The following is a 24,860-nucleotide window of genomic DNA, read 5'->3' on the forward strand; positions in this document are numbered from 1 at the left end:
GCGCGGCCTTGTCGCTATTCATATTGGAAATTTTGTGACCAAATTCACTGATCTTGGCCTGTCGCGGCCGCTTATCGCCGCGCTCGAATCCAAGAATTATACCGTGCCGACGCCCATCCAGGCGCAGGCCATTCCGCCGGTCCTCGAAGGCCGCGACCTGCTTGGAATCGCCCAGACGGGCACCGGCAAGACGGCGGCATTCATGCTGCCCTCGCTCGACCGGCTGGTGAATGCATCGAACGGCCGCCCCGTTCCCGAACGGGCACGGATGCTGGTTCTTGCCCCGACCCGTGAGCTCGCTGCGCAGATTGCCGAGAGCGCGCGCAACTACGCCAAGGGCCAGCACATCAGCGTCGGTGTGATCTTCGGCGGCATTCCCGTCTCCAAGTCCATTCGCGAAGTGTCGCGCGGGCTTGACGTGCTCGTCGCCACGCCGGGCCGCCTGCTCGACCTCGTCGACCAGCGCCGTCTCGATCTCTCCGCCCTCGAGATCCTCGTCCTCGATGAAGCTGATCAGATGCTCGATCTCGGCTTCATCCATGCGCTCAAGCGCATTGTGAAGCTAATTCCCGACAAGCGGCAGACCCTGTTCTTCTCTGCAACCATGCCGAAGACGATCCGCCAGCTTGCAGACGCTTATTGCCGCAATCCGGTCGAGGTCGCGGTGACCCCGGTCTCCAAGACCGCGGACCGGATCGGCCAGACCGTCACGCACGTAAACCAGGCCGAGAAGCAGGCGCTTCTCACACGTGTCCTCGGCGATACGCCGGTCGAGCGCGCGCTCGTCTTTTCGCGCACCAAGCATGGCGCCGACAAGATCGTGCGCTTCCTCGAGGCCGCCGGCATTCCTGCCGGCGCGATCCACGGCAACAAGAGCCAAGCGCAGCGCGAGCGGGCCCTCGGGGCATTCCGCAGCGGCAGCATGCCGGTGCTGGTCGCGACCGACATCGCCGCTCGCGGCATCGACATCCCGGGCGTCAACCTGGTCGTCAACTTCGACTTGCCGGACGTTCCCGAGCAATATGTCCACCGCATCGGCCGTACCGCGCGCGCCGGCGCCGAAGGACAGGCGATTGCATTCTGCAGTCCCGATGAGCGCGTCAACCTGCGCGACATCGAGAAGCTCGTCCGGATTAAGATCGAGGAGGCCCGGCTTCCAGAAGGCTTCATGGAGACGGTCGCGGCGATCAAGCGCCTGAAGCCGGTCAAGAAAGCCGACGACGGCCGCTCCTCGCACGGCTTCAAGTCCGATCGCCGCTCCGATGGGCGCCGCCGCGATCATCGCAACGAGCGAAGCGCCAAGGCGCAGTATCAGCCGAAGCGTGCCGACGGCTCGGTTCCCGGCGAAGTGCGCGGTCCGGTCCGCAATCCCACGCGTCATCCTACCCGCGCCGACGGCCATCCCGGCCATCGTCCCGAGGGTGCCCGCAACGGTGCAAATCGCAATCGCGGACCGTTTCGCGGCAACCGCGGCGGTGGCCAGCGCGCCGGGGCCTGACTCACGCGCGTGCGCGCGCATGTGCGTGACTTCCCGGCCCAAACCCCTATATCGGTGGAATGACGGAAGAGACGAACAAAAGCGATTACGGCGCCGACAGCATCAAGGTCCTCAAGGGCCTCGACGCGGTGCGCAAGCGCCCGGGCATGTACATCGGTGATACCGATGACGGCTCGGGACTTCACCACATGGTTTTCGAAGTCTCGGACAACGCGATTGACGAAGCGCTGGCCGGCCACTGCGACCGGATCCTGATCACTTTGAACCCCGACGGCTCGGTGAGCGTCGAGGACAACGGCCGCGGAATCCCGACCGGCATCCACGCCGAGGAAGGAGTCAGCGCAGCCGAGGTCATCATGACCCAGCTCCACGCCGGCGGAAAGTTCGAGAACACCAGCGAGGACAATGCTTACAAGGTGTCCGGCGGCCTCCATGGCGTCGGTGTTTCGGTCGTCAATGCGCTGAGCGAGTGGCTCGACCTCACCGTCTGGCGCGACGGCGAAGAGCATTACATGCGCTTCCGCCATGGCGATGCCGAAGCGCCGCTGAAGGTCGTCGGCAAGACGGACAAGCGCGGCACCCGCGTTACGTTCCTGCCAAGCCCTGAAACCTTTAAGATCGTCGAGTTCGACTTCGACCGGCTCGAACATCGCTTTCGCGAGCTGGCGTTCCTCAATTCCGGTGTACGGCTGGTGCTGGCCGACGCGCGTCATGACGAGCGCAAGGAAGTTGAGCTTTATTACGAAGGTGGAATTGCCGCTTTCGTGAAGTGGCTCGATCGCGCCAAGACACCGCTGTTTCCGGAGCCGATCGCCATTTCGGCGGTTCGCGACGGCATCGGCATCGACGTCGCGCTTGAGTGGAATGATAGCTATTACGAGAACGTCCTGCCGTTCACGAACAACATCCCCCAGCGCGATGGCGGTACGCATATGGCCGCGTTCCGGGCGGCGCTGACGCGGACTCTCAACAATTATGCCGACAAGACCGGCATCCTCAAGAAGGAGAAGGTCAGCCTGACTGGCGACGACATGCGCGAGGGCTTGACCGCAATCGTTTCGGTGAAGCTTCCCGACCCGAAGTTCAGCAGCCAGACCAAGGACAAGCTGGTCAGCTCCGAGGTTCGCCAACCGCTCGAATCGCTGATGAGCGACAAGATGACGGAGTGGCTCGAGGAGCATCCCGCCGATGCCCGCTCTATCATCCAAAAGGTCATCGATGCTGCTGCGGCCCGCGAGGCCGCACGCAAAGCACGTGAGGCCAGCCGAAAGTCGGTGATGGGAATCGCCTCGCTACCTGGCAAGCTTCATGATTGTTCGGAGCGCGATCCGGCCAAGTCCGAACTGTTCCTTGTCGAGGGCGACAGCGCCGGCGGCTCGGCAAAGCAGGGCCGCGACAGCAAATACCAGGCGATCCTGCCGCTCAAGGGCAAGATCCTCAATGTCGAGCGCGCGCGTTTCGACCGGATGCTGTCGTCCAAGGAGATCGGGACGATGATCCAGGCGCTCGGCACCGGCATCGGCCGCGAGGAATTCAGCCTTGAGAAGCTGCGCTATCACAAGATCGTCCTGATGACCGACGCCGACGTCGACGGTGCGCACATTCGGACGCTGCTTCTGACCTTTTTCTATCGCCAAATGCCGGAGCTGATCGAGGCCGGGCACCTCTTCATTGCCCAGCCACCCCTGTACAAGGTCGCTCGGGGCCGCTCGGAGGTCTATCTGAAGGACGACAGCGCACTCGAGGAATATCTCGTTGACGCGGGCCTTGAGGGACTGGTTCTCGATGGCGGCGGCGAACAGCGCACCGGCCGCGACCTGAAGCAGTTGGTGGATCATGCGCGGCGCATGCGCACGTTGATGCGCTATGCCCCAAGAAGTACGATCCGGCACTGGTCGAAGCGCTTGCGCTGCTCGGCGCGCTCGATCCGGAGCTTCAGGACAGCAAGCGCGAGGAGGCGATCGGCTTCGTTTCCGACTGGCTTGGTCGGGGCGACCTTGAGGCGGAATGGTCCGGCGCGCTTGCGCAGGAAGGCGGGTACATCCTTCGCCGCAAGTGGCGCGGGGTCACCGACGCAATGATCGTCGAGCCCGGCTTCCTTCATTCCGCCGAAGCCAGAAAGCTCCACGCCCTCGCTGCGGAGCAGGCCGAAAGCTATGCTCTTCCCCTACAGCTCAAGTCCGGCAAGGTTGCATCCAAGACCGAGAGCGAGAATGAAGAAGGCGAATCGGAAGTCGTCGACACCCGCAAGAGCGTGCCCGTCACCCGGCCATCGGAATTGCTCGACGCCGTCCTTGCCGCTGGCCGCAAGGGGCTCAGCGTCCAGCGGTACAAAGGTCTTGGCGAAATGAATGCGGAGCAGCTGTGGGAAACGACACTCGACCCTGCTAACCGCTCATTACTTCGGGTCGAGGTCGCCCAGGCCGACGTGGCCGACGAAATCTTTACTCGGCTGATGGGCGATGTCGTTGAGCCGAGGCGCGAGTTCATCCAGGAGAATGCGCTGTCGGTCGCAAACCTCGACGTTTGAGGAACCGGGCGGCGGCCGGTCGGTTGGCGATGGGATGAGCGGCCCGGGGACCATCACTGTCGCATCCTATAATATGCGCAAGGCGATCGGCACGGATCGGCGTCGCAATCCTAGCCGCGTGCTGCGCGTGCTTGAGGAAATCGGCGCTGACGTCGTCGCGCTCCAGGAAGCGGACAAGCGTATGGGCACCCGCGGCGCGGCCGTTCCGCACGCCCTGCTCGACGATCATGGACTCTATCGCGCCTGCGATTTCAACGTGACGCACACCGACCGGCTTGCCCGAGCCCACGGCAGCCTGATGGATCGTCTTCCTCATCACCCGCTAACGGCCCCGCTGCGCAAGCTCGATTTCCGCAACCTCGGCTGGCATGGAAATGCGATCCTGGTGAAAAGCGGGGTCGAGGTCACCGACGCCGAAGCGATCAACCTGCCGACCATCGAGCCGCGAGGTGCGGTCATGGCCGAACTTCGGGTCGGCGACTCGGATCTCAGAGTGATCGGCATGCATCTCGATCTTTCGGGCATACGCCGCCGTCAGCAGGTGCTGAAAATCCTGGAGCATGTCGAACAGCGCCATCGCGCCATGCCCACCATCATCATGGGCGACACCAACGAATGGCGCTTGAACGGCCCGACTCTCAGCGCCTTCGACGAACGATTCGCGATCGCGGACTGCGGCCCAAGCTTTCATAGCCGCAGGCCGGTTGCCCCGCTTGACCGGATCATTGTCGACCGCCGCTTTTCAATTTCCGAGGCCGGGGTTCACATGAGCGAGGCTGCGCGAATCGCCTCCGATCACTTGCCGGTCTGGGCGCGGCTCACCATCCCGGCAGCCTAGCCACCGGCGATCTTGCGCTGGCGCCTTCGCTGGATGGAGGAGCCGATACCGATAGCTTCACGATATTTGGCGACCGTTCGTCGCGCGAGGTCGTAGCCTTTCTCTTTCAGCAGCTCGACTAGGGTGTCATCGGACAGGATGTCCGTTTCCGCGTCGATCAGTTTGCGGATTTCGGCCTTTACGGCCTCGGCGGATGCACCGTCGCCGCTTTCGGACGAAACGCCTGAGCCGAAGAAGAATTTGAGATCGAAGACCCCCCGCTCGCACAACAGACTCTTGTTCTGAGTCACCCGGCTGACGGTCGACTCGTGCATGTCAATGGCGTCGGCCACTTCGCGCAGGGTCAGCGGCTTCAAAGCCTCCACCCCTCTTTCGAAGAAGGCCTGCTGGCGCTTGACGATCTCGGTTGTCACCCTGGTGATGGTCTGTGCGCGCTGGTCGAGAGCCTTTACCAGCCAGGACGCGCTCGCCAGCCGCTCGCTCAGCCATGCGCGCGACTCCTTGCTGCCTGCGCCAGCCTTTAGCTCGGCGTGATAGCGGCGGTTGACCAGAACGCGCGGCAATGTAGCCGGATTGAGTTCGATTACCCAACCGCCGGCCGATCTTCGAACCAGCACATCGGGGGAGCCCACCTCGCGCGCCTCCTCGCCTGCGAACTGGCACCCGGGCTTGGGATCGTAAGTGCGAAGCTCCGCGACCATGTCGCGCAGGTCCTCGTCGTCGACCTCACAGATTCGCTTGAGGTCGGACATTCGGCCTTTCGCCAACAAGTGCAGATTGGCGATCAGGCGCGCCATTGCAGGGTCATAGCGGTCCGCCGCCCTCGCCTGGAGTGCGAGGCATTCCTCAAGGCTTCGAGCGCCGATCCCGGGCGGGTCGAGCGACTGGACCAGGGCAAGGCCCTGCTCAGCTTCGGCGGGACTGACGCCAACCTCTTCGGCAATGGTGGCGAGCGATGTTTCAAGATAACCGGTCTCTTCCAGCTCATGGACGATCGCCTCGGCGATCCGCCCCGCCGCGCCGCCGCTCCCGCGAAGCTGATCCAGAAGGTGCTCAGAGAGACCCGACTCCCTCTCACTCAGCCGTTCAAAATCGAATGCTTCGCTTCCGGGCGCGCCGCCGACATCAACGGCGCTGTCAACGTCGAGCGCTGCTTCCTGCCAGTCCATGTCGAGTGGTGAGTCCTCGATCCCGCCAAGCGATGAAATGAGTTCATCGGAACTTTTCGGGTCGGCGGCTTCATCGCCCGTTTCGCGATCTTCGCGCACGATGACGCCTTGTTCAGGCGAGCCTTCGCTGCTGCCCTGGACTTCCAAAAGAGGATTCTTCGCGAGCTCCTCGGCAATGACCGCGTCGAGTTCCAGGTTCGAAAGGGCGAGCAACTTGATCGCAGCCTGCAACTGCTGGCTCATCACCAGCGATTGGCTGACTTTCAGTTGGAGGCCGGGGCCGAGTCCCACCGCCCGGACCGCGCCTAAAGCGCGAAGCTCTCGCCGAGGTAGAGCCTTCGGACCTCGGCGTCGGCGACGAGCGCCTGCGGCGTCCCCTGGAAGAGCACCTGACCATCGTAGATGATGCAGGCGCGGTCGACGATGTCGAGCGTCTCGCGGACGTTATGGTCGGTGATGAGCACGCCGATGTCGCGGCTCTTGAGATCGCGAACCAGTTCTCGGATGTCGGCAATGGAAATCGGGTCGATTCCGGCGAACGGCTCGTCCAGCAGCATGATCGATGGGTCGGCCGCCAGCGATCGCGCGATCTCGCAGCGTCGGCGCTCGCCGCCCGAAAGCGCCATCGCCGGTGAAGCGCGCAGATGGGCGAGACCGAACTCGCCAAGCAGCTGTTCGAGCATCGCTTCCCGCGCTGCCCGGTCGGGCTCGCTGACCTCAAGAACGGAAAGGATGTTCTGTTCGACCGTGAGGCCCCGGAAGATCGAGGTTTCCTGGGGCAAATACCCGAGTCCGAGAATGGCCCTGCGATACATTGGCAGCCCGGTGATATCCTCGCCGTCGAGCAGGATCCGCCCGCTGTCGGGCCGCACCAGCCCCATCACCGAATAGAAGCAGGTCGTTTTTCCGGCGCCGTTTGGACCAAGCAGCCCCACCACCTCGCCGCGAGAGACGCTTAACGAGACATCGCGAAGCACGGAGCGGCTATCGTAGGCCTTGGCGATCGACCGCACCTCCAAACCGCGCACCGGCGCGTGACTGGCCGAAGCTGGCTCGAGTGGCGAGATGGTCTGGACGCCGTTCACATCGCTCGCCGGACTATTGCCCCCGGCGTGCGACCGTGAAGCGGCCGGTAACGCGGCCGCCCTGCTGGTCCACGCCGCGGAGGCCGCCGTCCATGGTCGCCCGGCCGGTGTTGAGGTCGATGACCAGCCGGCCGCCGCTAAGGGACGAGCCGTCCCGCTCGAGCCGGACATTGCCGATCATTGTAATAAGTCCCGAATCGAGGTCGTATGTCGCGAAATTACCGCGTGCAGTCTCGCTAGGGCTGGTGACGACAACTCCGCCGCTAGCGTCGATCCGGTTGATGTCGATTCCATCACTGCTCGCATAGGCGATTGTCAGCCTAGCTGTCTTCAAAGTCAGCTCATCCTGACGGACAACGACGTTGCCTGCGAAAATAGCCCTGTCCGAGCGGTCCTGGGCCTCGGCGCGGTCCGCTGACAAGTCGATTGGCGCGCGGCTGTTGTGGCCCTTGAGGGCCGAAACGCCTTCCTGGGCATTGGCTGTTCCGCCGATGCCGATGGCCAAAGCAAGCGCGAGGGATGCGGCGAGTTGTTTCATCCGGATCATCTGACTGCCCCCTGCTCAATTTTCAAGCGCACCCCGCCTTCCAGCTTCACGGTCCGTTCGTCGAGATCCGCCGCCAACCGTCCCGCCCGAAACTCCCCGAGTTCGATCCGCCCGCTGACTGGCCCTGCCGAACGAATTTGCCGGGACGCCAGGTCAATGGTCACGTCGCGTGTCCGAAGGTCGTAGTCATGGGGCCCGGCAACGTGGATTGGACCGACGACGGAAATCAGCTTTCGGTCGAGGTCGTACTGCCCCTTCAGCGCAGCTATTCCGACCGGTCCATCTTCAAGCTGGAGCTTCGCGCGCATTCCCATGATGTTGACCAGCGGCTGATCGCTGGTCGGCTGGATCGCCCTTTCTGCGCGGATGACGAACTTGTTGCCGTTGTTGTCTTCGCCCACGTAGCGGGCGGATTCGATTCGCATCCGCTCCTGCGATTTTTCGACGTCCTTCTTGTCGAGGATGAAGCTGACGTCGCCTTCCTTCTCGAACGGCGATACCGCGAGCATGAGCAGCAAGGCCGCGCCGGCGAACGGGAGGCCGATCTTCGCTGCCTTGACCAGCTTGTCGTGCTGGCTTCCGGGCTCAGCCCAACGCCTTTTCGCGGCGCGGCTTCGAAGGGCAGCTTCAGACATGGGCGAAGATGTCTTGTTCCGCCCAGCCGGCAAGGTCGAGCATAGCCCTGGACGGCAGGAAGTCGAAACAGGCCTGCGCCAGCTCGGTCCGCTTTTCCCGCTCCAGCCTCTTGTCGAGTTGCTCCTTCAGCCGATGAAGGTAGCGAACGTCACTTGCCGCATATTCGCGCTGCGCGTCGGTAATTTCAGGGGCGCCCCAGTCGCTGGTTTGCTGCTGCTTGCTAAGGTCCTGCCCTAGCATTTCCTTGACCAGTTCCTTGAGGCCGTGGCGGTCGGTGTAGGTGCGGACAAGGCGGGAAGCAGTCCGCGTGCAATAGGCCGGAGCCGCCATGATGCCCAGATAAGCGCGCATGATTGCGAGGTCGAATCGCGCGAAGTGATAGAGTTTGAGTCGATCCGGATCGCTCAACAGCGCTTTAAGGCGCGGCGCCGAATAATTGCTGTTCGGGCCGAAGCGGACGAGATGCTCGTCACCTGTGCCGTCGCTGAGCTGAACAAGGCACAGGCGGTCGCGGCCGGGCATCAGGCCCATCGCCTCGGTATCGACAGCAATGGCGCGGTCTCCAAAATCGAGGCCTTCGGGCAAGTCTTCTTCGTGAAAATGAACCGCCATGCTTATTCCTGCTGTTTGCCGAGCGCCGTTGCGCCAAGCCTTATTGCCTGCCCGTGAACATCGCTAGTGCGCTGGTCTTCCAACTTCCTAATCGAGCATTGACAGAATCACTAGGAGAAGGGCCGATTTTCAGGTAAGTAGCGTCCTCGCCGTGCGGAGTGTTCGCGCGGGCAACCTATTGCGTCCGGGCCCGAGCGCGTTGGTTTGAAGGATAAAGACGGGCACGAAAGTTTGGACGGGCATGGGTTTCGATAGAGGGCGCAAGGGCGATCGCGGCGGTCGCGGACGGGACAAGCGCGACGGTTTCGGCGACGATAATTTTGCCGGATTTGAACAGAGCTACGGTGATCGCGGCGGCTTCGGCGCCGGCGGTGGCGGTGGCTACAACCGCGGCGGCGGATTTGGCGACCGTGGCGGTTTTGGCGGCGGTGATCGCGGCGGCGGCTTCGGTGGCGGAGGCGGAGGCGGCGGTGGCGGCTTCCGCGGTGGCGGCGGTGGCGGAATGCCCCCGCAGGTCGTCGGCGAAGGCACCGGCGTCGTAAAGTTCTTCAATCCGCAAAAGGGCTTTGGCTTCATCGTTCGCGATGACGGCGGAGAGGACGTTTTCGTCCATATTTCCGCAGTCGAGCGCGCCGGTCTTACCGACTTGGCCGATGGTCAGCCGCTCGGCTTCACCCTTGTCGATCGTGGTGGCCGTATTTCGGCGACCGATCTCAAGATCGAAGGCGAGCCGCTGGAAGTCGTTCGCACGTCGCGCGATAGTGGCGCTGGCGGGGCAGGCGGCGCTTCCGGAGATCGCGGCCCGCAGCGGCAGCTGACCGGCGAAACCGCTGAAGGCACCGTGAAGTTCTTCAACTCCATGAAGGGCTTCGGCTTCATCAGCCGCGACGACGGCCAGCCAGATGCCTTCGTTCATATCTCGGCGGTCGAGCGCGCCGGAATGAATGGCCTCAATGAAGGCGACCGCGTGAAGTTCGACATCGAAGTCGACCGCCGCGGCAAATATGCGGCCGTGAATCTCCAGCCGCTTTAAGCGCTGGAACCGCGGGCTACGGAATCGGGGCGGTCCTTCGGGCTGCCCCTTTTTCATGGGCATCATCCCCGTCGAGCGGCGATAAGCGAAGGCAGAGCCCGGCGGCCAGTGCGATGCTCAGCGCCAATCCCGCGCCGAACTCTCCAGTCCAATAGGCGCTGTAATTGTCGGTGACAGTAGCGGCGTCGAACACGCCCTGGACGAACAGATTGTGGGTCGCGTGAAGCATTGCCGCCGGCCAGAAACTGCCGCTCTTCGCGGTGATCCACGCCATGATCACCGCCAGTCCAACGACCATCACCGTGAAACAGGCGATGCTGTAGAGCAGCGGCGTCCCATTGCCGTGATAGCCGGCGAAGATCATCAACGGCATGTGCCATGCGGCCCAGACAAGACCGGACATCAAGGCAGTGCGACGGAAGGCGGTGAGTTTGAGCAGTTCGGGAACGAGAAAGCCTCGCCAGCCGATTTCCTCGCCGGTCGCACTGAGCAGGCTTGCGGCAAGGCCCGCCGTTGCGATCATCGCCAGCCCGGTCACGGGCGTCAGGTTGGGGGCGACGATCCATTTGCCCTCATCGAAGGTGCCCAGCCCGCCAAACCACGCGATGAGATAGACCGGCAGAGCGTAGAGGACCGGCAGAACGTAGGCCAGCGCCAGCCATTTCGCCTTTCCGGGCTTCCACCCAAATCCCCCAAGATTGCCTTGAGTCGCGAGCCTGGTGACGATGGCTGCGACTGCGGGGCACCACATGGTCGCCAGGATCCAAAGCGGGTGAATAGTGCCGGCCTGGATCTGAGGGATCCAGGTGAGCGCGCTGAGGCCGAATGTCAGCCCCAGGAACAGCGCGATATTCCGCTTCGTGTCGGTCATCTCGTGCCTCCCCCAGGCAAAGCAGCTTAGAACGCTCGCGTCAGGTCACAAGGGCGCGAAGGGCGCTGATAGTATCCGCTTCGTGCGCCGGCTTGTCCTGCCGGATTCGGCTGATTCGGGGAAAGCGCATCGCCAGGCCGGACTTGTGACGCCGCGACTCATGGATTGAATCGAACGCCACCTCCAGGACCAAGCTCTTCTCGACCTCGCGCACTGGGCCGAAGCGGTTGAGCGTATTGTTCCGGACAAAGCGGTCGAGCCCTTTCATCTCCTCGTCCGTGAACCCGAAATAGGCCTTGCCGACCGGAAGCAGTTCCCCATCCTCGGTCCAGCAGCCGAAGGTGTAATCGCTATAGAAGCTCGACCGCTTTCCCGAGCCGCGTTGCGCGTACATCATCACGCAGTCGGCGGTCAGCGGATCCCGTTTCCACTTGTACCACAATCCTACCTTGCGCCCGGCGACGTAGGGGCTGTCGCGGCGTTTCAGCATTATCCCTTCGATCCCCTCGTCGCGGCTTGCACCGCGAATTTCCTCGAGATGATCGAAGTCGCGCGCTTCGATCACCGCGCTGAGATCGAATCGATCCGGATCGAGCTGGGCGACGAAGGCTTCCAGCCGCTCGCGGCGCTCGCTCCATGGCAAGGCGCGCAAATCCTCCTCGCCGCGGAACAGCATGTCGTATAGCCGGACGAAGGCCGGATATTGCCCCTGTACCTTGGGGCTGACATTCTTCCGCCCTAGCCGTTGCTGAAGCGCGTTGAAGCTCGCCGCCGCCCCGCCGTGCTTGTCCGCGCCTTGCGCCTCGCCGCGCACCAGCAATTCGCCGTCGAGCACCGCTGGATGGGCGAAAGTTTCCGCTACGTCGGGAAAGCTTCCGGAGATGTCATCTCCAGTACGGCTGTACAATCTTGTGCTGCCCCCCGCGTGCACAAGCTGGATGCGGATACCGTCCCATTTCCACTCGGCCGCATAGTCGGCCAGGTCCAACTTGGTGTCTTCTAGCGGATGGGCGAGCATGAATGGCCGGAATACAGGCACGTCCCGCGAACTCGGCTGGTCGGCTCGCCCTTCGCCCCACTGGAACAATTCGAAATAGGGGGGCTTTAGTCCATGCCACACTTCTTCGACCGCTTCGACATCCAGTCCGAACGCATCCGCAAGACCCTGCTTTGCGAGGCGCGCGGATATGCCTACTCGCAAAGCGCCGGTCGCCAACTTGAGAAGTGCGAACCGCCCGGAAGAGTCAAGGTGGTCGAGCATGTCGGCCAATACGCGCGGAGCCTCGCTCTTGCTCGCCAGGCGCAGGCGGTCGATCGCATCCGAGATTCGCACGGTGCCGTCGTCGATCTCGGTGCACTCATCAGCGCTGGTCGGCCACAACAAGGAGATGGTCTCGGCCATGTCGCCCACATAATCGCGGCTCATCCGCAGCAGGACTGGATCGATTCGCTCCTCTGCGAGCGCCCGTACCGCCGCCGGCTTGACGTGCGGGATGTCGAGCGACCCCGTGAGCGCCGCGAGCGCAAGGCCACGGTCGGGATCGGGGGTCGAGCGCAGATATTCTCCGATCAGCTTCAGCTTGCTGTTGCGCGAGCGCGTATAGACGAGATCGTCGAGTAGCTGGCTGAAGGCGCGCATGGCGCCAGAATGCTTGAACGCGGGGTTGAGTTCTAGTGGAGCCTAACTGCCAGTGCGGCCAATATTGCCTCGCGGTCGTGCGCGGCCGAAGTAGGGCTGGCGAGAAGCGCCTCGTCCATATGCTCCAGGCAAGCGCGGATCGACTGGCGGTAGCCAGGCATCAGTGCATGGTGCGCGCCATAGTCGGCAAGCCCTTCAAGGGCGGCTAGGCCATGTTCCGCGGCCATGCCGCGGATCGCATCCATCTTCTTGCTGATGAGTCTGGGCGCCAGCCGGGGAATTCGCGCTTCCAGCTCGGCGATTCTCTCGCGGATCATGGTACGGGCAGTGCGAAGCGCGTCGTCTGTCATGGCTATAATCCTGTCGGCGCTGACACCATCCCGAAAAATGGTTAACAACGGACAAAGGACTGGGGCAGTGAATGGCTATTCGCCGCTTTCGCGAACACGTGGCGCGTCAGGACTGGTTTGCGGTCCTGATCGACGTGGGAATCGTGGTGCTCGGCGTGTTCCTTGGCATCCAGGCGAGCAACTGGAACGAAGGGCGTAAGACCCGGGCGCTCGGCGCTGACTACCGCCAGCAAATCCTCAGCGACCTCGACAATAACATCACCGACCTCGCTTCCCGGCGCGTATATTACTCAGCCGTGCGAGACCGTAGCCTCGCTACGCTGGCTGCGATCGAAAGTTCGTCCGGTCCGCGGGACGACGCGCGCCTGGTTCTCGACGCGTATCAGGCGTCCGAGGTGTTCAATCGCCAGACCGTCCGTGGGGCCTATGATGAAATGACCGCTAGCGGGCTGGGTCCCGACGTGGCTCAACTGCCTGTTAGGGCGAAGATGAACTCCTATTACGCGGCCGTACTGGCCGCCGACCGGACCTTCCTGGCGACGACCGACTATCGGGATCGGGTCCGCCGCCTGATCCCCAGCGCGGTCCAGCAATACATACGGAGCAATTGCGGCGATCGCATTCGCCAGCATCAGAACGGGCTGCGCACAGCAACGCTCCGGCGCGGCTGCCCGATGTCCCTTCCTCCCGCATCGGTCCGGGAGGCTGCCGCGCGTCTCCGATCAGACGCCAACCTAGAGGGGGACCTCAATCGGCACATTGCGGATCTCGAACAGAAGATATTGCTGTTCAACGGTATCGGGCGGCTGGCGTCCGACCTCCGCCAGAGCCTGGCTGCCGCCTGACCGAACCGCCGAACGGCTTGACAGAATCGCCCGGCGTCGCCATTGGGGCGCGGTTCGGGCGGCGTCTTGCGCCGCCTTCATATTTTCAAACCACTGGGATTCTCGCGATGGCCAAGCCGGCAACCGTCAAGATCAAGCTCGTCAGCACTGCCGACACAGGCTTCTTCTATGTGACCAAGAAGAATCCGCGCAATCAGACCGAGAAAATGTCGTTTCGCAAGTACGATCCGGTGGCGCGCAAGCACGTCGAGTTCAAGGAAGCGAAGATCAAGTAACCCGCTGGTTACTCCGGGCTTGCGTCTGGATTGCTTTCTTCACAGGCGGCTCCGGTTTGGGGGCCGCCTTTCTCGTTTGAGCCGATCGGCCCGTCATCGAGCAATTGATCGACAGTCTCTGCAAAGCGCATGACCGAGATCGGCTTGGAAACATAGGCCTGCGCTCCGGCCGCTCGGATACGTTCGTCGTCGCCAACCCCGGAATAAGCAGTGACGGCCATAATCGGCACGGTTGCAAGATCCTCGTCGCCGCGGATCAATTCCATCAGCTCCAGTCCGGAAACATAGGGCAGCTGGATATCTGTGATGACGAGATCGGGTTTAAAGGCGCGGGCAGTTTCCAACGCCTCGCGGCTGTCGGTCACCGCTTCCGGCTCATGTCCATGGGCCGCCAGCAAGTCGCAGAACAGCTTGATGTTCAGCGCATTGTCTTCGACAACCAAAATCTTCGCCACGGACTTCCCCACTCTATGAGGCTCGAAACTACGCGATGAGTCGCGAACTTCCTAGCGATTGCGAGGCATTGGGCCTTACCATCCTCGCAGCGACCTTTTCCGACGAACGGCGGGCCGAACGGTTCCTTGCGCTCACCGGCCTGTCCCGGATGAGATTCGCAGTCGGCTCGACGACCGCGCGTTGCTCGCGGCCTGCATCGACTTTCTTGAAGCGCACGAGCCCGACCTCATATCTGTCGCCGGGGTCATTGGCCTCGATCCCGCCGCCCTCGTCGCCGTCCGCTCGGAGCTAGAATCGTGAGCCGCCCGCTTCTCATCACCGACTGCGACGAGGTGCTGTTGCACATGGTCACCCACTTTCGCGACTGGCTCGGCGAGGCGCACGACGTCGACTTCGCGTTCGAGACCGGTCAATTCGCGGAGGCGTTAACCGACCGCCGGTCCGGCGATGCGCTCGGTGCTGACCGGGTGTGGCCCTTGCTCGACGGCTTCTTCACGGAGGAGATGCACCGCCAGACGCTGGTGCCCGGCGCACTGGAGGCCCTCGGGCGGATTGGGGAAGTCGCGGACATCGTCATCCTCACCAACCTAGGCGATCATGCCCACCCCTGGCGCGTGGATCAGCTCGCCAGCCACGGGATCCGCCATCAAGTAGTCTGCAATCAGGGAGGAAAGGGCGTTCCGGCACGGGCAATCGTCGAGCGGCACAATGCCAGCCGCGCCGTGTTCGTCGACGATCTTCCGGTCCACCATGCCTCGGTCGCCAAGCACGCTCCCGAGGTATTCCGATTGCACATGGTCGCGGAGCCGAAACTCGCTCCGGTCGTTCCGCCCGCCGAGCACGCGCATGCGCGGATCGACGACTGGCCGACCGCATGCGACTGGATCATTGAAAGGCTCATTCCATGAAGACCGCATTCATCACCGGCGCCACTGCCGGTATCGGCGCAGCAGCAGCTCGCAAATTCATCGCCGAGGGTTGGCAGGTCGTGGGCACTGGCCGGCGGAGTGAGCGTCTCGGCGAATTGAAGGACGAGCTTGGCGATCGTTTCCTCGGAATCGTTTCGGACATGCGCGACGTCGACGACCTTCAGCGGGTCGTCGGAGAGCTTCCCGAATGCTTTCAGGGCATCGACCTGCTGCTTAACAATGCCGGGCTCGCTCCGCCGATGAATGACTTGCAGGATGCCGATCAGGCGCCGCTCAGCAATGTCATCGACACGAATGTCCAAGGTTTAGTCGCGCTGACCCGCGCGCTGCTGCCGCGCCTGATCGAGCGCAAGGGCGCGGTGATCAACTTGTCGTCAGTGGCCGCGACCTACCCCTATCGCGGCGGCGCAATCTATGCCGGCACCAAGGCGTTTGTCCGCCAATTCAGCCTCGGCCTTCGCTGCGACCTCCAGGGCACCGGCGTTCGCGTGACCTCGATCGAACCAGGGATGGTCGAGACCGAATTCACGCTGGTCCGTACGGGCGGCAACCAGGCGGCGTCGGACGCGCTCTACGCCAACATGAACCCGATGACCGCCGAGGACATTGCGAGCACCATATGGTGGGTGGCGAGCCTGCCGCCGCACCTCAACATCAATGCGCTGGAGCTGATGCCGGTGAGCCAGAGTTGGGCGGGCTTCGCGGTCAGCCGAAGCGAGGGTTGATTTCCGACAATTTGGAGACCAATCGCCAGCCATGAGCATCGACCAGAAACTTGCCGATCTCGGCATCGCCCTTCCCGAAGCAGCGGCCCCGGTCGCGTCCTACGTTCCAGCGGTGGAGGCTAATGGTCTGCTGCACATCAGCGGCCAGATCAGCTTCGCCGAGGACGGCAGCCTGATCACCGGGCGGCTCGGCGAAAATGTCAGCCTGGAGGAAGGTCAGGCGGCCGCGCGCCGCTGCGGCATCATGCTTCTTGCGCAGATGAAGCGCGCGCTCGGATCGCTCGACCGGGTGGAGCAGGTCGTGAAGCTTGGCGTTTTCGTCAATTCCGCTGCCGACTTCACCGACCAGCCCAAGGTCGCCAACGGCGCTTCGGAACTGATGCAGGAAGTTTTCGGCGAGGCTGGACGGCATGCGCGCAGCGCGGTCGGCGTTCCGGTGCTTCCGCTCGGAGTGGCGGTCGAGGTGGATGCGATCGTCAAGATCCGCGCCTGACCCGCTGGATCCGGGACCAATGGGGTTCGCCCATCGCGGGCTCCACGGCACCGGCCTTCCAGAAAACAGCTTGGCCGCCTTCGAGGCAGCCCTTGCCGTTGGCGCGGGCATAGAATGCGACCTCCGGCTGACCGCCGACGGCATTCCCATCATCTTTCACGACCGCGATACGGGCCGGCTTTGCGGCAAGACACGAGTCTGTTCGGAAGCGCACTGGGCCGACCTCGCCGGCCTGCGGCTGTCCGGCACAGATCATCGCATTCCTTCGCTTGCCGAGCTGCTGGCTCTTGTCGCGGGACGGGTCCCGTTGTTGCTTGAACTGAAGGACGAGCGCAATTCCGCGCGCTTCTCTGCGGCGGTCGCAGCCGAACTTCGGAAATATGAAGGACCGGCAGGCGTGATGAGCTTCGCCGCCGGCGTCGGCCGCTGGCTTGCCGAACGGGCCCCGAATGTCCGGCGCGGTCTGGTCCTGTCGGGCCGGGATTCGACGCTGCGGCGTTGGCACAAGATGCGCCGCTCTGATCCGCAATTTCTCGCCGTGAAGGTGACTGAGTTGGGGGAGGCGTGGCTCCACAGCGCGCGCGAACGAATGGCGGTTTACAGCTGGACCGTTCGCAGTGCGGCAGAGCGCAAGACAGCGACGGTTCACGCCGACGCCTGTATCTGGGAAGCCGATGGCCGACCGTGAGCAGGAGCTGACGGCGCGGATGGCGCCGGGAATTTCCTCCGTCGATCCCGCCTTGTGGGATGGGCTCGCCGGGGCGGACCCACTGATCGGCCATGCCTTCCTGGCCCTTCTCGAGACGTCGGGCAGTGTCGGAAAGGGCACGGGCTGGACTCCGATACCAATTCTCGCTGAGCGCGGCACGTCGCTGGTCGGGGTCGCGCCAGCCTATCTCAAGACTCACAGTCAGGGCGAATATGTATTCGATCATGGCTGGGCTGAGGCGTGGCAAAGGGCCGGCGGGGTTTATTATCCCAAGCTTCAGGTCGCGGTCCCGTTCACTCCCTGTCCGGGCCGACGGCTGCTTGGGGAGGCCGCCTCCGCTCTCGCCACACTCGAGGCGGTGACCCTCCAGAATGGCCTTTCGTCGGCGCATGTCACCTTCTGCCTCGAGGACGAAACCGCGATCGCCGAGTCGCGCGGCTGGCTGGTCCGCACCGGCTTGCAATATCATTGGATGAATCGCGGCTACGCTAGTTTCGACGATTTTCTCGGCGCGCTGTCCAGCCGGAAGCGAAAGGCGATCCGGAAGGAACGAGCCGCCGCGCGCCATGGCTTGGCGGTCGTCGCGCTTCGCGGGCCTGAAATCCTGCCCAGCATTGGGACGCGATGTGGGGCTTCTACCAGGACACGGGCAGCCGCAAATGGGGCCGTCCTTATCTGACGCGCGAATGGTTCGACGGCGCCGGAGATGTGCTTGGCGATCGCGCGCTGATGTTCCTCGCCCTGCTGGATGGCGAGCCCATCGCCGGGGCCCTCAACATCGTCGGCGAGCAGACGCTCTACGGCCGCTATTGGGGCTGCACGGAAGAGGTGCCCTTCCTGCATTTCGAACTGAGCTTTTATCGAGCCATCGAATGGGCGATCGAAAACGGTATCGAGTCGATCCAGGCGGGAGCGCAGGGCGAGCACAAGCTGAATCGCGGCTATGAGCCGGTCCTCACCCGCTCGGTCCACTTCATTCCGGATCAAGGGTTCCGGTCGGCAATCGCCGACTTTCTGGTACGCGAGCGCGAGGCGCTAGACGGTGAAATGACGTGGTGCCGCGAAGCCCTGCCCTATCGCTCCGTCACCTCGTCGTAGACAGCGACGTGCCGCTCGCCATTGCCGCTCGCCATTGCCCGATACATTCCGGGTGTGGTGAAGCCCCACGCCGCTTCGCCCGATGGCGCAACCGCGATCAAGCCGCCGGTACCTCCGAGCGCTCCGACATCGGCGAGCACAGCGTCGAGCGCCGCTTGTAACGATTCGCCCGAAAGCAACATGCGCATCGCCAGCTGGTGCCCGCCGACGGCGCGAATGAAGGCCTCGCCAAGGCCGGTCGCGCTCACGGCGCAAGCGCGGTCGTCGGCGTAAGTCCCGGCACCGATCAGCGGCGAATCGCCGACGCGGCCCCACCTCTTGGCTGTCAGTCCACCGGTCGAGGTTGCTGCCGCGACATGGCCTTGGCTATCGGCAGCGACTGCGCCGATCGTCCCATACTTGATGTCGGCGTCGAAGTTGCCGCCCGCGGCCAACACCTTGTCGAGCTGGGCCTTGCGCTCGGGCGTGATGAAATAGTCGTTGTCGACCTGCTCCAGCCCCTGCTCGCGGGCAAAGACGTCAGCCTGATCGTACGTTAGCAATATGTGGGGACTACGCTCCATCGCCGCCCGTGCCGCCCGGATCGGCGAGCGGGTCGTGCGAAGTCCGGCGACCGCGCCGGCGTTTCGGTCCCGTCCATCCATGATGGCAGCGTCGAGCTCGACGTGACCGTCGGCGGTCAGCACGCTTCCACGCCCGGCATTGAAACATGGGTCGTCTTCCAGCACGCGCGCCGCAGCCTCGACCGCATCGATCGCCGAGCCGCCTTCCGCAAGGATCGCTCGCCCGGCATCGAGCGCGTTATCGAGACCGGCGCGCGAACGTTCCTCGACTTCGGGGGAAAGATTGGCCGGGCGCATCGCGCCGCAGCCGCCGTGAATCACGAGGGTCCAGCTCATCCTCGGGCCTAGCGCGGCTTGCACGCCGATACCAGTTGACTCCGCTATCGGACGATATAAACATGATATCACTTAAAGAGGGGAGAAAACATGGTCGACTCGATCATTGCGCTGACGTCCAACCGGGAGAGGCCCGCTTCGACGTCCAATGGTTATCTCTGGCTGCTGGTAATGCTGCTGTCGCTTGCGGTCTTCGCTTGGGGCTTCAGGCAAGTGATCGCCGACCGGCCCGACACCTTATCGATCTGGGCAATGATCGCCGGGATCGTGGTGTTCGTTTTCGTGTCGTGCGGTTTCTACATGCTCCAGCCCAACCAGGCGGCGGCAATCACCCTGTTCGGCGATTATAAGGGGACAGATCGCACCACCGGCCTTCGCTGGGTGCTTCCGTGGCTGATGCGCAAGAAGGTGTCGGTCCGTGCCCACAACTTCATTTCGGACAAGATCAAGGTCAACGACCTGCGCGGCAATCCGATAGAGATGGCGGCGCAGATCGTCTGGCGCGTAGTCGACACGGCCCAGGCCCTGTTCGATGTCGATGACTACAAGGAATTTGTCCGGGTCCAGGTCGAGGCCGCGATCCGAACCATCGGCGCCCGCTATCCCTATGACGATTTCGATCACAAGGACGTCACCTTGCGCGGCCATGTCGACGAGGTGGGGGTCGAACTTCTGAAGGAGCTTCGCGCCCGGCTGTCGGTCGCCGGAATCACCATCGACGAGTGCGGCTTCACCCACCTCGCCTATGCGCAGGAAATCGCCGGAGCGATGCTCCGCCGGCAGCAGGCGCAGGCGGTCGTTGCAGCCCGCCAGACCCTGGTCGAAGGCGCTGTTGGAATGGTGGAAATGGCGCTCGAGCAATTGTCGGAGAAGAACGTCGTCCATCTCGACGACGAGCGGCGAGCAGCGATGGTCTCGAACCTGATGGTCGTGCTGTGCGGTGAGCGGGACACGCAGCCAGTGGTCAACGCTGGCTCGCTCTACCAATAATTGGAGGGAGCGGGCCTTGCCCGAACGTAAAGCCTTTCCACTGCGGGTCGATCCCGCCCTTTGGGCGGCGGTCGAACGGCTGGCCGCGACCGACCTGAGATCGGTCAATGCCGAAGTCGAGTGCCTGCTGCGAGAGGCATTGAAGGCGCGCGGAGTGAAATTGGAAGCGCCCAAGCCGGTCCGCCGTGGCCGGCCGCCGAAGGGAGGCTGAGATGCTGCATCTGTTCTTCGACAACAAGCCATGGTTCCGGGCGAAGCGCTACGGAATCGGCGCCGGTTGCCCCATAACCTGGCAAGGGTGGGCAATATTGGGCCTTCATATCGCGCTGATCCTCGGGATCGTGGCAGCGCTCAGGGACAGGCCGCTGGGCTTGCTGATCAGCCTGCTGATCGCGACTATTGCGCCGCTTCCGATCTACGCTGCGCGAACCGAAGGCGGCTGGAAGTGGCGCTGGGGAAAGTAAGGGAGACGGGAAGATGATCGCGTTAACACTGGCTTCCGCGCTTGCGGCTTCGACCATTACCGCGCCGGGCCCGAACGGACCGCTGGAAGGGACCTTCATCGACGCCGGCAAAGGTGCGCCAATCGTCCTCATCGTCCCGGGCTCGGGACCGACGGACCGGGATGGGAACAATCCGTTGGGGGTCACGGCCGCGCCTTACCGAATGCTTGCTGAAGCGCTCGCCGGCAATGGGGTCAGCTCGGTCCGAATCGACAAGCGCGGCATGTTCGGAAGCAAGGGCGCGATTCCCGACGCCAATAAGGTCACCATCGCCGATTATGCCGCCGACGTTCACAATTGGGCGAAGGTGATCCGGCAGCGAACCGAATCCAAATGCGTGTGGGTCGCAGGACATAGCGAGGGCGGCGTCGTTGCGTTGGCCGCGGGTCAGGACAAGAGCGATCTGTGCGGAATCGTCGCGATATCGGCAATGGGTCGAAAATTCGGGACGGTCCTTCGCGAGCAATTGCGCGCGAACCCGGCCAACGCCCCGATTCTCTCCGCTGCCGAAAAGGCGATCGACGAGCTGGAGGCCGGGCGGGACGTGCCCACCACTTCCTTGCCGCCCGTGCTGATGGGTCTGTTCAATCCCGCCGTTCAACCGTTCCTCAAGGATCTTATGGCGCACGATTCTGCTGCGCTCGCCGCCTCGCTGAAGCTGCCGCTGCTGATCTTGAGCGGTGACCTCGACATCCAGACTCCGGTGGCTGACGCCAAGGCGCTGGCCGCGGCACAGCCCACAGCAAAGCTTGTCATCGCCAATGGCGTCAATCACGTCCTCAAGTCGCCTGATGGCACGGACCGCGCGGCCAACCTCGCGACCTATGGCGATCCGGCGCGGCCGATCTCGCCTGCAATCGTGAATGCCGTCGCGGGTTTTGTGAAAGCGAAACGCTAGCGGTCGCGCTGGCCCGGGGCCTTGCCGTGGAGAAGCGCATCGTCCAGCAGGCGGGCGAGGCGGAGGCCGCCGGCGACGACCCCGCGGCGAAGCTCGGGGATCAGCGCGCGAACGTCGGGTTCGTCGAGGGTCGGCCGAGCTTCGGGCTTCGCACCGCATGGGTCGCCGACAAGCGAGGCGTAAGCGAACTTGCGCGCGGATTCCCATTGCTCGCGGCTCCAGTCCTCAACCGTTCCGGCGGCCAGAGCCGGCCGCTCCGATGACGGAATTGACGCAAGCAACGCGTGGGCTCCGCCGGGTGGGGTCGAGATGGCGCGCTCCGCGAGGTAGCCGTCCCAGATGCTGTGCAAATTGGTACGTCCGCCCACTCGCCCGTAATTGGCTTTGACATCGTTGCCACCCCGGTCGCCGCGGTCGCCGGCGTGCATCGGATTGTGCAGGTCACCGACGAAGTGGACGAGGAACGCCAGCGCCATCAGCCGCTCGCGGGTCGGCACCGTACGGTCGGCAAGCAGCCGCGACTGCCGCTCGATCTGCGCAGAGACGCAATTGCCGTCCTTGCAGGCCGCCTTGAGGTCGAACGGCTTGCAGATGTCGACATTCTGGTAGTGCCAGGGCGAGGCGTAGCTGAAGCGCTCGGCAAGCGGCTTCACGCAATCCGGCCAGTAGCTGAGCTTCTCGATCGTCGCGACGGAACAGTCCGGCGTTTCGAGCAGCCTTCCCTGCGCCATGAGTTTGCGAAGCGCTGCGCGAGTCTCCGGCCGAGCCGCCTCGAATGCTATCCGGCCAACGGTCTCGTGGCCATATTCCCACCATGCGGCGGCGGGGACGAAAAGGTGATCAGCGCGGCGAGCGCGGCAAGGAATCGAATCGGCATGAAGTCGCTCTTAAACCATTTCCAGCTCCGAGCGCTTGATGACCAGCCGCCACTCCTCGAGATCTTGGAGCATGGCGCGGGCAGCCTGCTCGATGAGGTCGGCAGATCGCGAGAGGTCGCCGGCTTCCTCGTCGAGATGCGACGCAATGGCCTTCAAGGTTTGGGCGGTCGATTGCGAACGTTGTGCACTACCGGCGAAGTCGCCCTGGCTGCGAATTCCAAACACCGCAGTGGCTGTCGCTGGAAGGCCGGTGGAAATCAGGCTGAGCCAGTTCTGATGGGCGGCCACCCAGTCCGGCGACACCGCTTTCCCGATGATGATCGCCAAGGCCGTGATCAGAGTTGCGATGAACAGGATGTTGAACAGTCGGCCGAGGCGCGTGTCGAGTTGCTCCGCCTGGAAGGCGGCACGCTCGTTATAGGCGATCTGGCTGTCCACCTCGAGCTCTCGCACGGTAGCGATGAGCTTCGCCGCGCTGTCCTGCTCCAGGCGGCCGGCCGGGCAACCCATCGCCCGCCAGAGTCCGGCCGCGTACCATTCCACCCAGCGTCTCGGCAGCGGATCGGTGCGGGATGCGGGATTGTCGGGCGCGGCTACGCCCAGCATCTTAAGGCTGCGCATCGGCCTAAGCCGTTCGGCAAGCTGGCGATAATCGAGCCATCGCCGCTGCCACTCGCGCTTCGAGCCGAGCAAGGTGTTGGCGATGACCGCCGAAGCAACAAGGAATTCGGCAATCGCCAGCATCAGCTGATGCTGCGGTGCGAGGAATGCCGAAAGGCCAATCAGCGCGGCGGTCGCGGCGAGGACGAAATTGAAGACGTGCCCGCTTCGAAAGGTCTGGGCATAATGGCTCGCCAGGCGATCGCTCCAGGCGTAGGCCTGTTCGAGCAGGTCGAGCGGTGCGTCGGTTCCTTGACAGCTCAAGCAAGAGCGCCGGTAGTTGTCCCATTCATCGGCAATTGCCCGACGGCAATCGGAATCGCGAAGGGATTCGATCCGCAGGCGGCGCACTCCAGCCAGGCTGAGCAGGAGCGGGAATTCGATCCGCGCACTGAACCGCGGCGGGCGTTCGCAGCGAAATTCCTGATAATGAAAGCGCTCTAGATTGTCTCCGGGCGGTCCGATCATGCCTTCGATTACAAAGTCGAGCCGCTCGCGGTTGAATGGCCTGCGGATCGCTCGCTCATAGCCGCTGCGGGTCATCACCTGCGGGTCGAATGCCGTCCACAGCATAGTAGTCTCCCGATCCGGCTGGACCGGCACGTGGACGACTGGGACCCCGGCGACGACGGCGTTCTCGACGATTTCCGCGGTGCCGCCTCGTCCTCGCGGTGGAGCACCGTCCCATAGCGCGACGAGAATGTCGCAGTGCGCGACCGTGGCCCGGCCGGCGAGCAGGTAGGCGGCCGGTTCCTCTTCGCGGCTGCCCGGCAATTCCAGAACGCAATCGGCGCGGGTCAGCAGATCCTCGAAAACTTGCGCCGGGTCCTCATGCTCGAAGTCGCGCTGATATTCCTCGCGGGCGAATGGCAGGATCGCCTGTAGCCTCCAGCCGCGTTCGATCGCCGCCTGTGCCGCGATCTGGTCGGCGCCGTCGGCGAGCGGTGAGGCAAGAGTGATCGTCGGTGGGCCTTCATCGAATGCCCCGCTTCCCGCCATGCGCGCCTGAAACGAGAGCATCGATTGTTCGATAAGGTCGAGGATCACGCCGATTTCCTGGGCGATCTGCGGACCGCGCTTTGGATCGATCGCCGCCCGCCGATGTCCAGTTACTCCAACCGTCAGGGCGAGCGGCAATCCGGGCGGGCCCGCCCTGACGGTGTTGGAGGTCATCGCAGGACGATGAATGCCACGGCGAGCAGCGCGGCGGCGGCAACGGCGCCGACAACGACATTCGAGCTGAATGCGAAATCACTGGTGCCGCCGCCGTTATTGTTGGTCCCGCCCGGGTCCATGATCAAATCCTTCTCGCCCGTTTTCTTGGCAATGAGCGTGTAGGCGAACTTCGCCTTGGCATCGTTCTTGTTCCAAACCTTCAATGTCCGGCCGTTGTCGAGCACGTCGACCGCCTCGAATTGCCCCCATGTGGATTTGGATTGCGGACAATAAGTTGACGAGCCTCCCTTCACGTAAAGCGCTTCTTCGAGATCGTCGGGAAAGCGGTAACCGTCGGCTCCCTGAAGTTGAAAGTAAACGTTGAAGCCGTTGTATCCGGCGACATTGTCAAACGTGATGTGATTATCCTTTCCGACCGGCAGGTCGTTCGACTGGAATTGAAATTTATCCGCCGCGACGTCCGTCACGTTGACGGTCACGCGGGCATCCTTGGCTGGTTTCGGTCCGCCCATCACATC

At 63.4% G+C, this 24,860-nt stretch carries 26 protein-coding genes and 3 pseudogenes; 16 read left to right on the forward strand and 13 right to left on the reverse strand.

The genetic code is table 11. The annotated features are described in order from the left end of the window. The first annotated feature begins 34 nt into the window (after positions 1 to 34). From G7076_RS11825 to G7076_RS11835, 3 genes and pseudogenes are all read left to right on the forward strand, one after another. Positions 35 to 1,498 (forward strand): DEAD/DEAH box helicase, encoded by a 1,464-nt coding sequence (locus tag G7076_RS11825; RefSeq protein ID WP_166203100.1) that lies wholly within the window; start codon positions 35 to 37, stop codon positions 1,496 to 1,498. A 59-nt stretch (positions 1,499 to 1,557) separates the two neighbouring features. Continuing rightward, a pseudogene (gene gyrB, locus G7076_RS11830) lies at positions 1,558 to 4,028 on the forward strand (DNA topoisomerase (ATP-hydrolyzing) subunit B). Between the two features lie 34 nt (positions 4,029 to 4,062). Next, positions 4,063 to 4,866, forward strand: a complete 804-nt coding sequence (locus G7076_RS11835) for an endonuclease/exonuclease/phosphatase family protein (protein WP_166203102.1) — start codon at positions 4,063 to 4,065, stop codon at positions 4,864 to 4,866. On the opposite strand, the gene rpoN is transcribed toward G7076_RS11835, so the two are convergent. The 5 genes from rpoN to G7076_RS11860 are packed head-to-tail and all read right to left on the reverse strand — an operon-like array spanning position 4,863 to position 8,915. After that, entirely contained in the window at positions 4,863 to 6,326 is a 1,464-nt protein-coding gene (gene rpoN, locus G7076_RS11840; protein WP_166203104.1) for an RNA polymerase factor sigma-54, read from the reverse strand. The genes G7076_RS11835 and rpoN overlap by 4 nt on opposite strands. A 14-nt stretch (positions 6,327 to 6,340) precedes the next feature. After that, positions 6,341 to 7,102, reverse strand: coding sequence for an LPS export ABC transporter ATP-binding protein (gene lptB / locus G7076_RS11845; RefSeq protein WP_240913928.1), 762 nt, complete (start codon positions 7,100 to 7,102; stop codon positions 6,341 to 6,343). Between the two features lie 31 nt (positions 7,103 to 7,133). Then, a complete protein-coding gene (locus G7076_RS11850; protein ID WP_166203108.1) occupies positions 7,134 to 7,667 on the reverse strand; it encodes an LptA/OstA family protein in 534 nt (177 codons plus the stop codon). Continuing rightward, positions 7,664 to 8,302 carry an LPS export ABC transporter periplasmic protein LptC gene (gene lptC, locus G7076_RS11855; protein ID WP_166203110.1) on the reverse strand — a complete coding sequence of 213 codons (639 nt, stop codon included), beginning with the start codon at positions 8,300 to 8,302 and terminating at the stop codon, positions 7,664 to 7,666. Before lptC ends, G7076_RS11850 begins: the two co-directional genes overlap by 4 nt. Then, the gene (locus G7076_RS11860; protein WP_166203112.1) at positions 8,295 to 8,915 is read right to left on the reverse strand and encodes a ribonuclease D; all 621 of its coding nucleotides are present in this window, start codon (positions 8,913 to 8,915) and stop codon (positions 8,295 to 8,297) included. Before G7076_RS11860 ends, lptC begins: the two co-directional genes overlap by 8 nt. Before the next feature lie 241 nt (positions 8,916 to 9,156). Here G7076_RS11860 and G7076_RS12750 point away from each other — a divergent pair, with 241 nt between their 5' ends. Further along, positions 9,157 to 9,948, forward strand: a complete 792-nt coding sequence (locus G7076_RS12750; RefSeq protein ID WP_166203114.1) for a cold-shock protein — start codon at positions 9,157 to 9,159, stop codon at positions 9,946 to 9,948. 16 nt (positions 9,949 to 9,964) lie between these two features. Here the strand turns inward: G7076_RS12750 and G7076_RS11870 are convergent, their stop codons facing one another. The 3 genes from G7076_RS11870 to G7076_RS11880 are packed head-to-tail and all read right to left on the reverse strand — an operon-like array spanning position 9,965 to position 12,808. After that, positions 9,965 to 10,819, reverse strand: a complete 855-nt coding sequence (locus G7076_RS11870) for a type II CAAX endopeptidase family protein (RefSeq protein ID WP_166203116.1) — start codon at positions 10,817 to 10,819, stop codon at positions 9,965 to 9,967. 40 nt (positions 10,820 to 10,859) lie between these two features. Continuing rightward, on the reverse strand, positions 10,860 to 12,458 hold the full coding sequence (locus tag G7076_RS11875) for a cisplatin damage response ATP-dependent DNA ligase (protein WP_166203118.1): 1,599 nt from the start codon (positions 12,456 to 12,458) through the stop codon (positions 10,860 to 10,862). Positions 12,459 to 12,490: 32 nt separating this feature from the next. Beyond that, positions 12,491 to 12,808: a hypothetical protein gene (locus tag G7076_RS11880; RefSeq protein WP_166203120.1), complete on the reverse strand. Its 318-nt coding sequence runs from the start codon at positions 12,806 to 12,808 to the stop codon at positions 12,491 to 12,493. 71 nt (positions 12,809 to 12,879) lie between these two features. Here G7076_RS11880 and G7076_RS11885 point away from each other — a divergent pair, with 71 nt between their 5' ends. Both G7076_RS11885 and rpmG read left to right on the forward strand, forming a co-directional pair. Further along, positions 12,880 to 13,653 (forward strand): hypothetical protein, encoded by a 774-nt coding sequence (locus G7076_RS11885; RefSeq protein ID WP_166203121.1) that lies wholly within the window; start codon positions 12,880 to 12,882, stop codon positions 13,651 to 13,653. Between the two features lie 107 nt (positions 13,654 to 13,760). Continuing rightward, the gene (gene rpmG, locus G7076_RS11890) at positions 13,761 to 13,928 is read left to right on the forward strand and encodes a 50S ribosomal protein L33 (protein ID WP_037498456.1); all 168 of its coding nucleotides are present in this window, start codon (positions 13,761 to 13,763) and stop codon (positions 13,926 to 13,928) included. Positions 13,929 to 14,026: 98 nt separating this feature from the next. Here rpmG and G7076_RS11895 read toward each other — a convergent pair. Further along, positions 14,027 to 14,374 (reverse strand): annotated as a pseudogene (locus G7076_RS11895) (response regulator); the annotation flags it as partial. A 190-nt stretch (positions 14,375 to 14,564) separates the two neighbouring features. Between G7076_RS11895 and G7076_RS12580 the strand changes: the two are divergent. The 6 genes and pseudogenes from G7076_RS12580 (at position 14,565) to G7076_RS11925 (ending at position 18,338) form a co-directional block, all read left to right on the forward strand. Next, positions 14,565 to 14,684: a hypothetical protein gene (locus tag G7076_RS12580; protein ID WP_240913804.1), complete on the forward strand. Its 120-nt coding sequence runs from the start codon at positions 14,565 to 14,567 to the stop codon at positions 14,682 to 14,684. Then, positions 14,681 to 15,292, forward strand: coding sequence for an HAD family hydrolase (locus tag G7076_RS11905; RefSeq protein ID WP_166203123.1), 612 nt, complete (start codon positions 14,681 to 14,683; stop codon positions 15,290 to 15,292). The genes G7076_RS12580 and G7076_RS11905 overlap by 4 nt, the downstream gene beginning before the upstream one ends. After that, complete coding sequence (locus tag G7076_RS11910; protein ID WP_166203125.1) at positions 15,289 to 16,038, forward strand: SDR family NAD(P)-dependent oxidoreductase; 750 nt, start codon at positions 15,289 to 15,291, stop codon at positions 16,036 to 16,038. Before G7076_RS11905 ends, G7076_RS11910 begins: the two co-directional genes overlap by 4 nt. Positions 16,039 to 16,069: 31 nt before the next feature. Further along, the gene (locus G7076_RS11915) at positions 16,070 to 16,531 is read left to right on the forward strand and encodes a RidA family protein (RefSeq protein ID WP_166203127.1); all 462 of its coding nucleotides are present in this window, start codon (positions 16,070 to 16,072) and stop codon (positions 16,529 to 16,531) included. 19 nt (positions 16,532 to 16,550) lie between these two features. Further along, positions 16,551 to 17,219, forward strand: coding sequence for a glycerophosphodiester phosphodiesterase family protein (locus G7076_RS11920; protein WP_166203129.1), 669 nt, complete (start codon positions 16,551 to 16,553; stop codon positions 17,217 to 17,219). Further along, a pseudogene (locus G7076_RS11925) lies at positions 17,206 to 18,338 on the forward strand (GNAT family N-acetyltransferase). Before G7076_RS11920 ends, G7076_RS11925 begins: the two are co-directional and overlap by 14 nt. Here the strand turns inward: G7076_RS11925 and G7076_RS11930 are convergent. After that, the gene (locus G7076_RS11930; RefSeq protein ID WP_166203131.1) at positions 18,314 to 19,237 is read right to left on the reverse strand and encodes an isoaspartyl peptidase/L-asparaginase; all 924 of its coding nucleotides are present in this window, start codon (positions 19,235 to 19,237) and stop codon (positions 18,314 to 18,316) included. The pseudogene G7076_RS11925 and the gene G7076_RS11930 sit on opposite strands and share 25 nt — an antisense overlap. A gap of 90 nt (positions 19,238 to 19,327) precedes the next feature. Here G7076_RS11930 and G7076_RS11935 point away from each other — a divergent pair, with 90 nt between their 5' ends. Genes G7076_RS11935 through G7076_RS11950 form a run of 4 tightly spaced genes read left to right on the forward strand, consistent with a single transcriptional unit; the run spans position 19,328 to position 21,628 of the window. Next, entirely contained in the window at positions 19,328 to 20,227 is a 900-nt protein-coding gene (locus tag G7076_RS11935) for an SPFH domain-containing protein (protein WP_166203133.1), read from the forward strand. Between the two features lie 16 nt (positions 20,228 to 20,243). Continuing rightward, the gene (locus G7076_RS11940; protein ID WP_166203135.1) at positions 20,244 to 20,438 is read left to right on the forward strand and encodes a toxin-antitoxin system HicB family antitoxin; all 195 of its coding nucleotides are present in this window, start codon (positions 20,244 to 20,246) and stop codon (positions 20,436 to 20,438) included. 1 nt (position 20,439) lies between these two features. Then, on the forward strand, positions 20,440 to 20,691 hold the full coding sequence (locus G7076_RS11945; protein WP_166203137.1) for a hypothetical protein: 252 nt from the start codon (positions 20,440 to 20,442) through the stop codon (positions 20,689 to 20,691). Positions 20,692 to 20,704: 13 nt separating this feature from the next. Then, positions 20,705 to 21,628, forward strand: a complete 924-nt coding sequence (locus tag G7076_RS11950; RefSeq protein ID WP_166203139.1) for an alpha/beta fold hydrolase — start codon at positions 20,705 to 20,707, stop codon at positions 21,626 to 21,628. Here G7076_RS11950 and G7076_RS11955 read toward each other — a convergent pair. Genes G7076_RS11955 through G7076_RS11965 form a run of 3 tightly spaced genes read right to left on the reverse strand, consistent with a single transcriptional unit; the run spans position 21,625 to position 24,854 of the window. Continuing rightward, positions 21,625 to 22,494: a S1/P1 nuclease gene (locus tag G7076_RS11955; protein ID WP_240913930.1), complete on the reverse strand. Its 870-nt coding sequence runs from the start codon at positions 22,492 to 22,494 to the stop codon at positions 21,625 to 21,627. The genes G7076_RS11950 and G7076_RS11955 overlap by 4 nt on opposite strands. A gap of 21 nt (positions 22,495 to 22,515) precedes the next feature. After that, complete coding sequence (locus G7076_RS11960) at positions 22,516 to 24,339, reverse strand: DUF4231 domain-containing protein (protein WP_166203141.1); 1,824 nt, start codon at positions 24,337 to 24,339, stop codon at positions 22,516 to 22,518. Further along, entirely contained in the window at positions 24,336 to 24,854 is a 519-nt protein-coding gene (locus G7076_RS11965) for a hypothetical protein (RefSeq protein ID WP_166203143.1), read from the reverse strand. The genes G7076_RS11960 and G7076_RS11965 overlap by 4 nt, the downstream gene beginning before the upstream one ends. Positions 24,855 to 24,860 lie beyond the last annotated feature (6 nt).

This window comes from Sphingomonas sp. HDW15A (genome assembly GCF_011301715.1).
GTDB lineage: Bacteria > Pseudomonadota > Alphaproteobacteria > Sphingomonadales > Sphingomonadaceae > Sphingomicrobium.

Bases quoted from the DNA above. Each gene is read 5' to 3' on its own strand.
- G7076_RS11910 (WP_166203125.1), top strand. From the start codon at position 15,289: ATGAAGACCGCATTCATCACCGGCGCCACTGCCGGTATCGGCGCAGCA.
- G7076_RS11835 (WP_166203102.1), top strand. From the start codon at position 4,063: ATGAGCGGCCCGGGGACCATCACTGTCGCATCCTATAATATGCGCAAG.
- G7076_RS11950 (WP_166203139.1), top strand. From the start codon at position 20,705: ATGATCGCGTTAACACTGGCTTCCGCGCTTGCGGCTTCGACCATTACC.
- G7076_RS11860 (WP_166203112.1), bottom strand. From the start codon at position 8,915: ATGGCGGTTCATTTTCACGAAGAAGACTTGCCCGAAGGCCTCGATTTT.
- G7076_RS11870 (WP_166203116.1), bottom strand. From the start codon at position 10,819: ATGACCGACACGAAGCGGAATATCGCGCTGTTCCTGGGGCTGACATTC.
- G7076_RS11920 (WP_166203129.1), top strand. From the start codon at position 16,551: ATGGGGTTCGCCCATCGCGGGCTCCACGGCACCGGCCTTCCAGAAAAC.
- G7076_RS11935 (WP_166203133.1), top strand. From the start codon at position 19,328: ATGGTCGACTCGATCATTGCGCTGACGTCCAACCGGGAGAGGCCCGCT.
- G7076_RS11945 (WP_166203137.1), top strand. From the start codon at position 20,440: ATGCTGCATCTGTTCTTCGACAACAAGCCATGGTTCCGGGCGAAGCGC.
- G7076_RS11885 (WP_166203121.1), top strand. From the start codon at position 12,880: ATGGCTATTCGCCGCTTTCGCGAACACGTGGCGCGTCAGGACTGGTTT.
- G7076_RS11915 (WP_166203127.1), top strand. From the start codon at position 16,070: ATGAGCATCGACCAGAAACTTGCCGATCTCGGCATCGCCCTTCCCGAA.
- G7076_RS11875 (WP_166203118.1), bottom strand. From the start codon at position 12,458: ATGCGCGCCTTCAGCCAGCTACTCGACGATCTCGTCTATACGCGCTCG.
- G7076_RS11960 (WP_166203141.1), bottom strand. From the start codon at position 24,339: ATGACCTCCAACACCGTCAGGGCGGGCCCGCCCGGATTGCCGCTCGCC.
- G7076_RS11930 (WP_166203131.1), bottom strand. From the start codon at position 19,237: ATGAGCTGGACCCTCGTGATTCACGGCGGCTGCGGCGCGATGCGCCCG.
- G7076_RS11880 (WP_166203120.1), bottom strand. From the start codon at position 12,808: ATGACAGACGACGCGCTTCGCACTGCCCGTACCATGATCCGCGAGAGA.
- rpmG (WP_037498456.1), top strand. From the start codon at position 13,761: ATGGCCAAGCCGGCAACCGTCAAGATCAAGCTCGTCAGCACTGCCGAC.
- G7076_RS11965 (WP_166203143.1), bottom strand. From the start codon at position 24,854: ATGGGCGGACCGAAACCAGCCAAGGATGCCCGCGTGACCGTCAACGTG.
- lptC (WP_166203110.1), bottom strand. From the start codon at position 8,302: ATGTCTGAAGCTGCCCTTCGAAGCCGCGCCGCGAAAAGGCGTTGGGCT.
- G7076_RS12750 (WP_166203114.1), top strand. From the start codon at position 9,157: ATGGGTTTCGATAGAGGGCGCAAGGGCGATCGCGGCGGTCGCGGACGG.
- G7076_RS11850 (WP_166203108.1), bottom strand. From the start codon at position 7,667: ATGATCCGGATGAAACAACTCGCCGCATCCCTCGCGCTTGCTTTGGCC.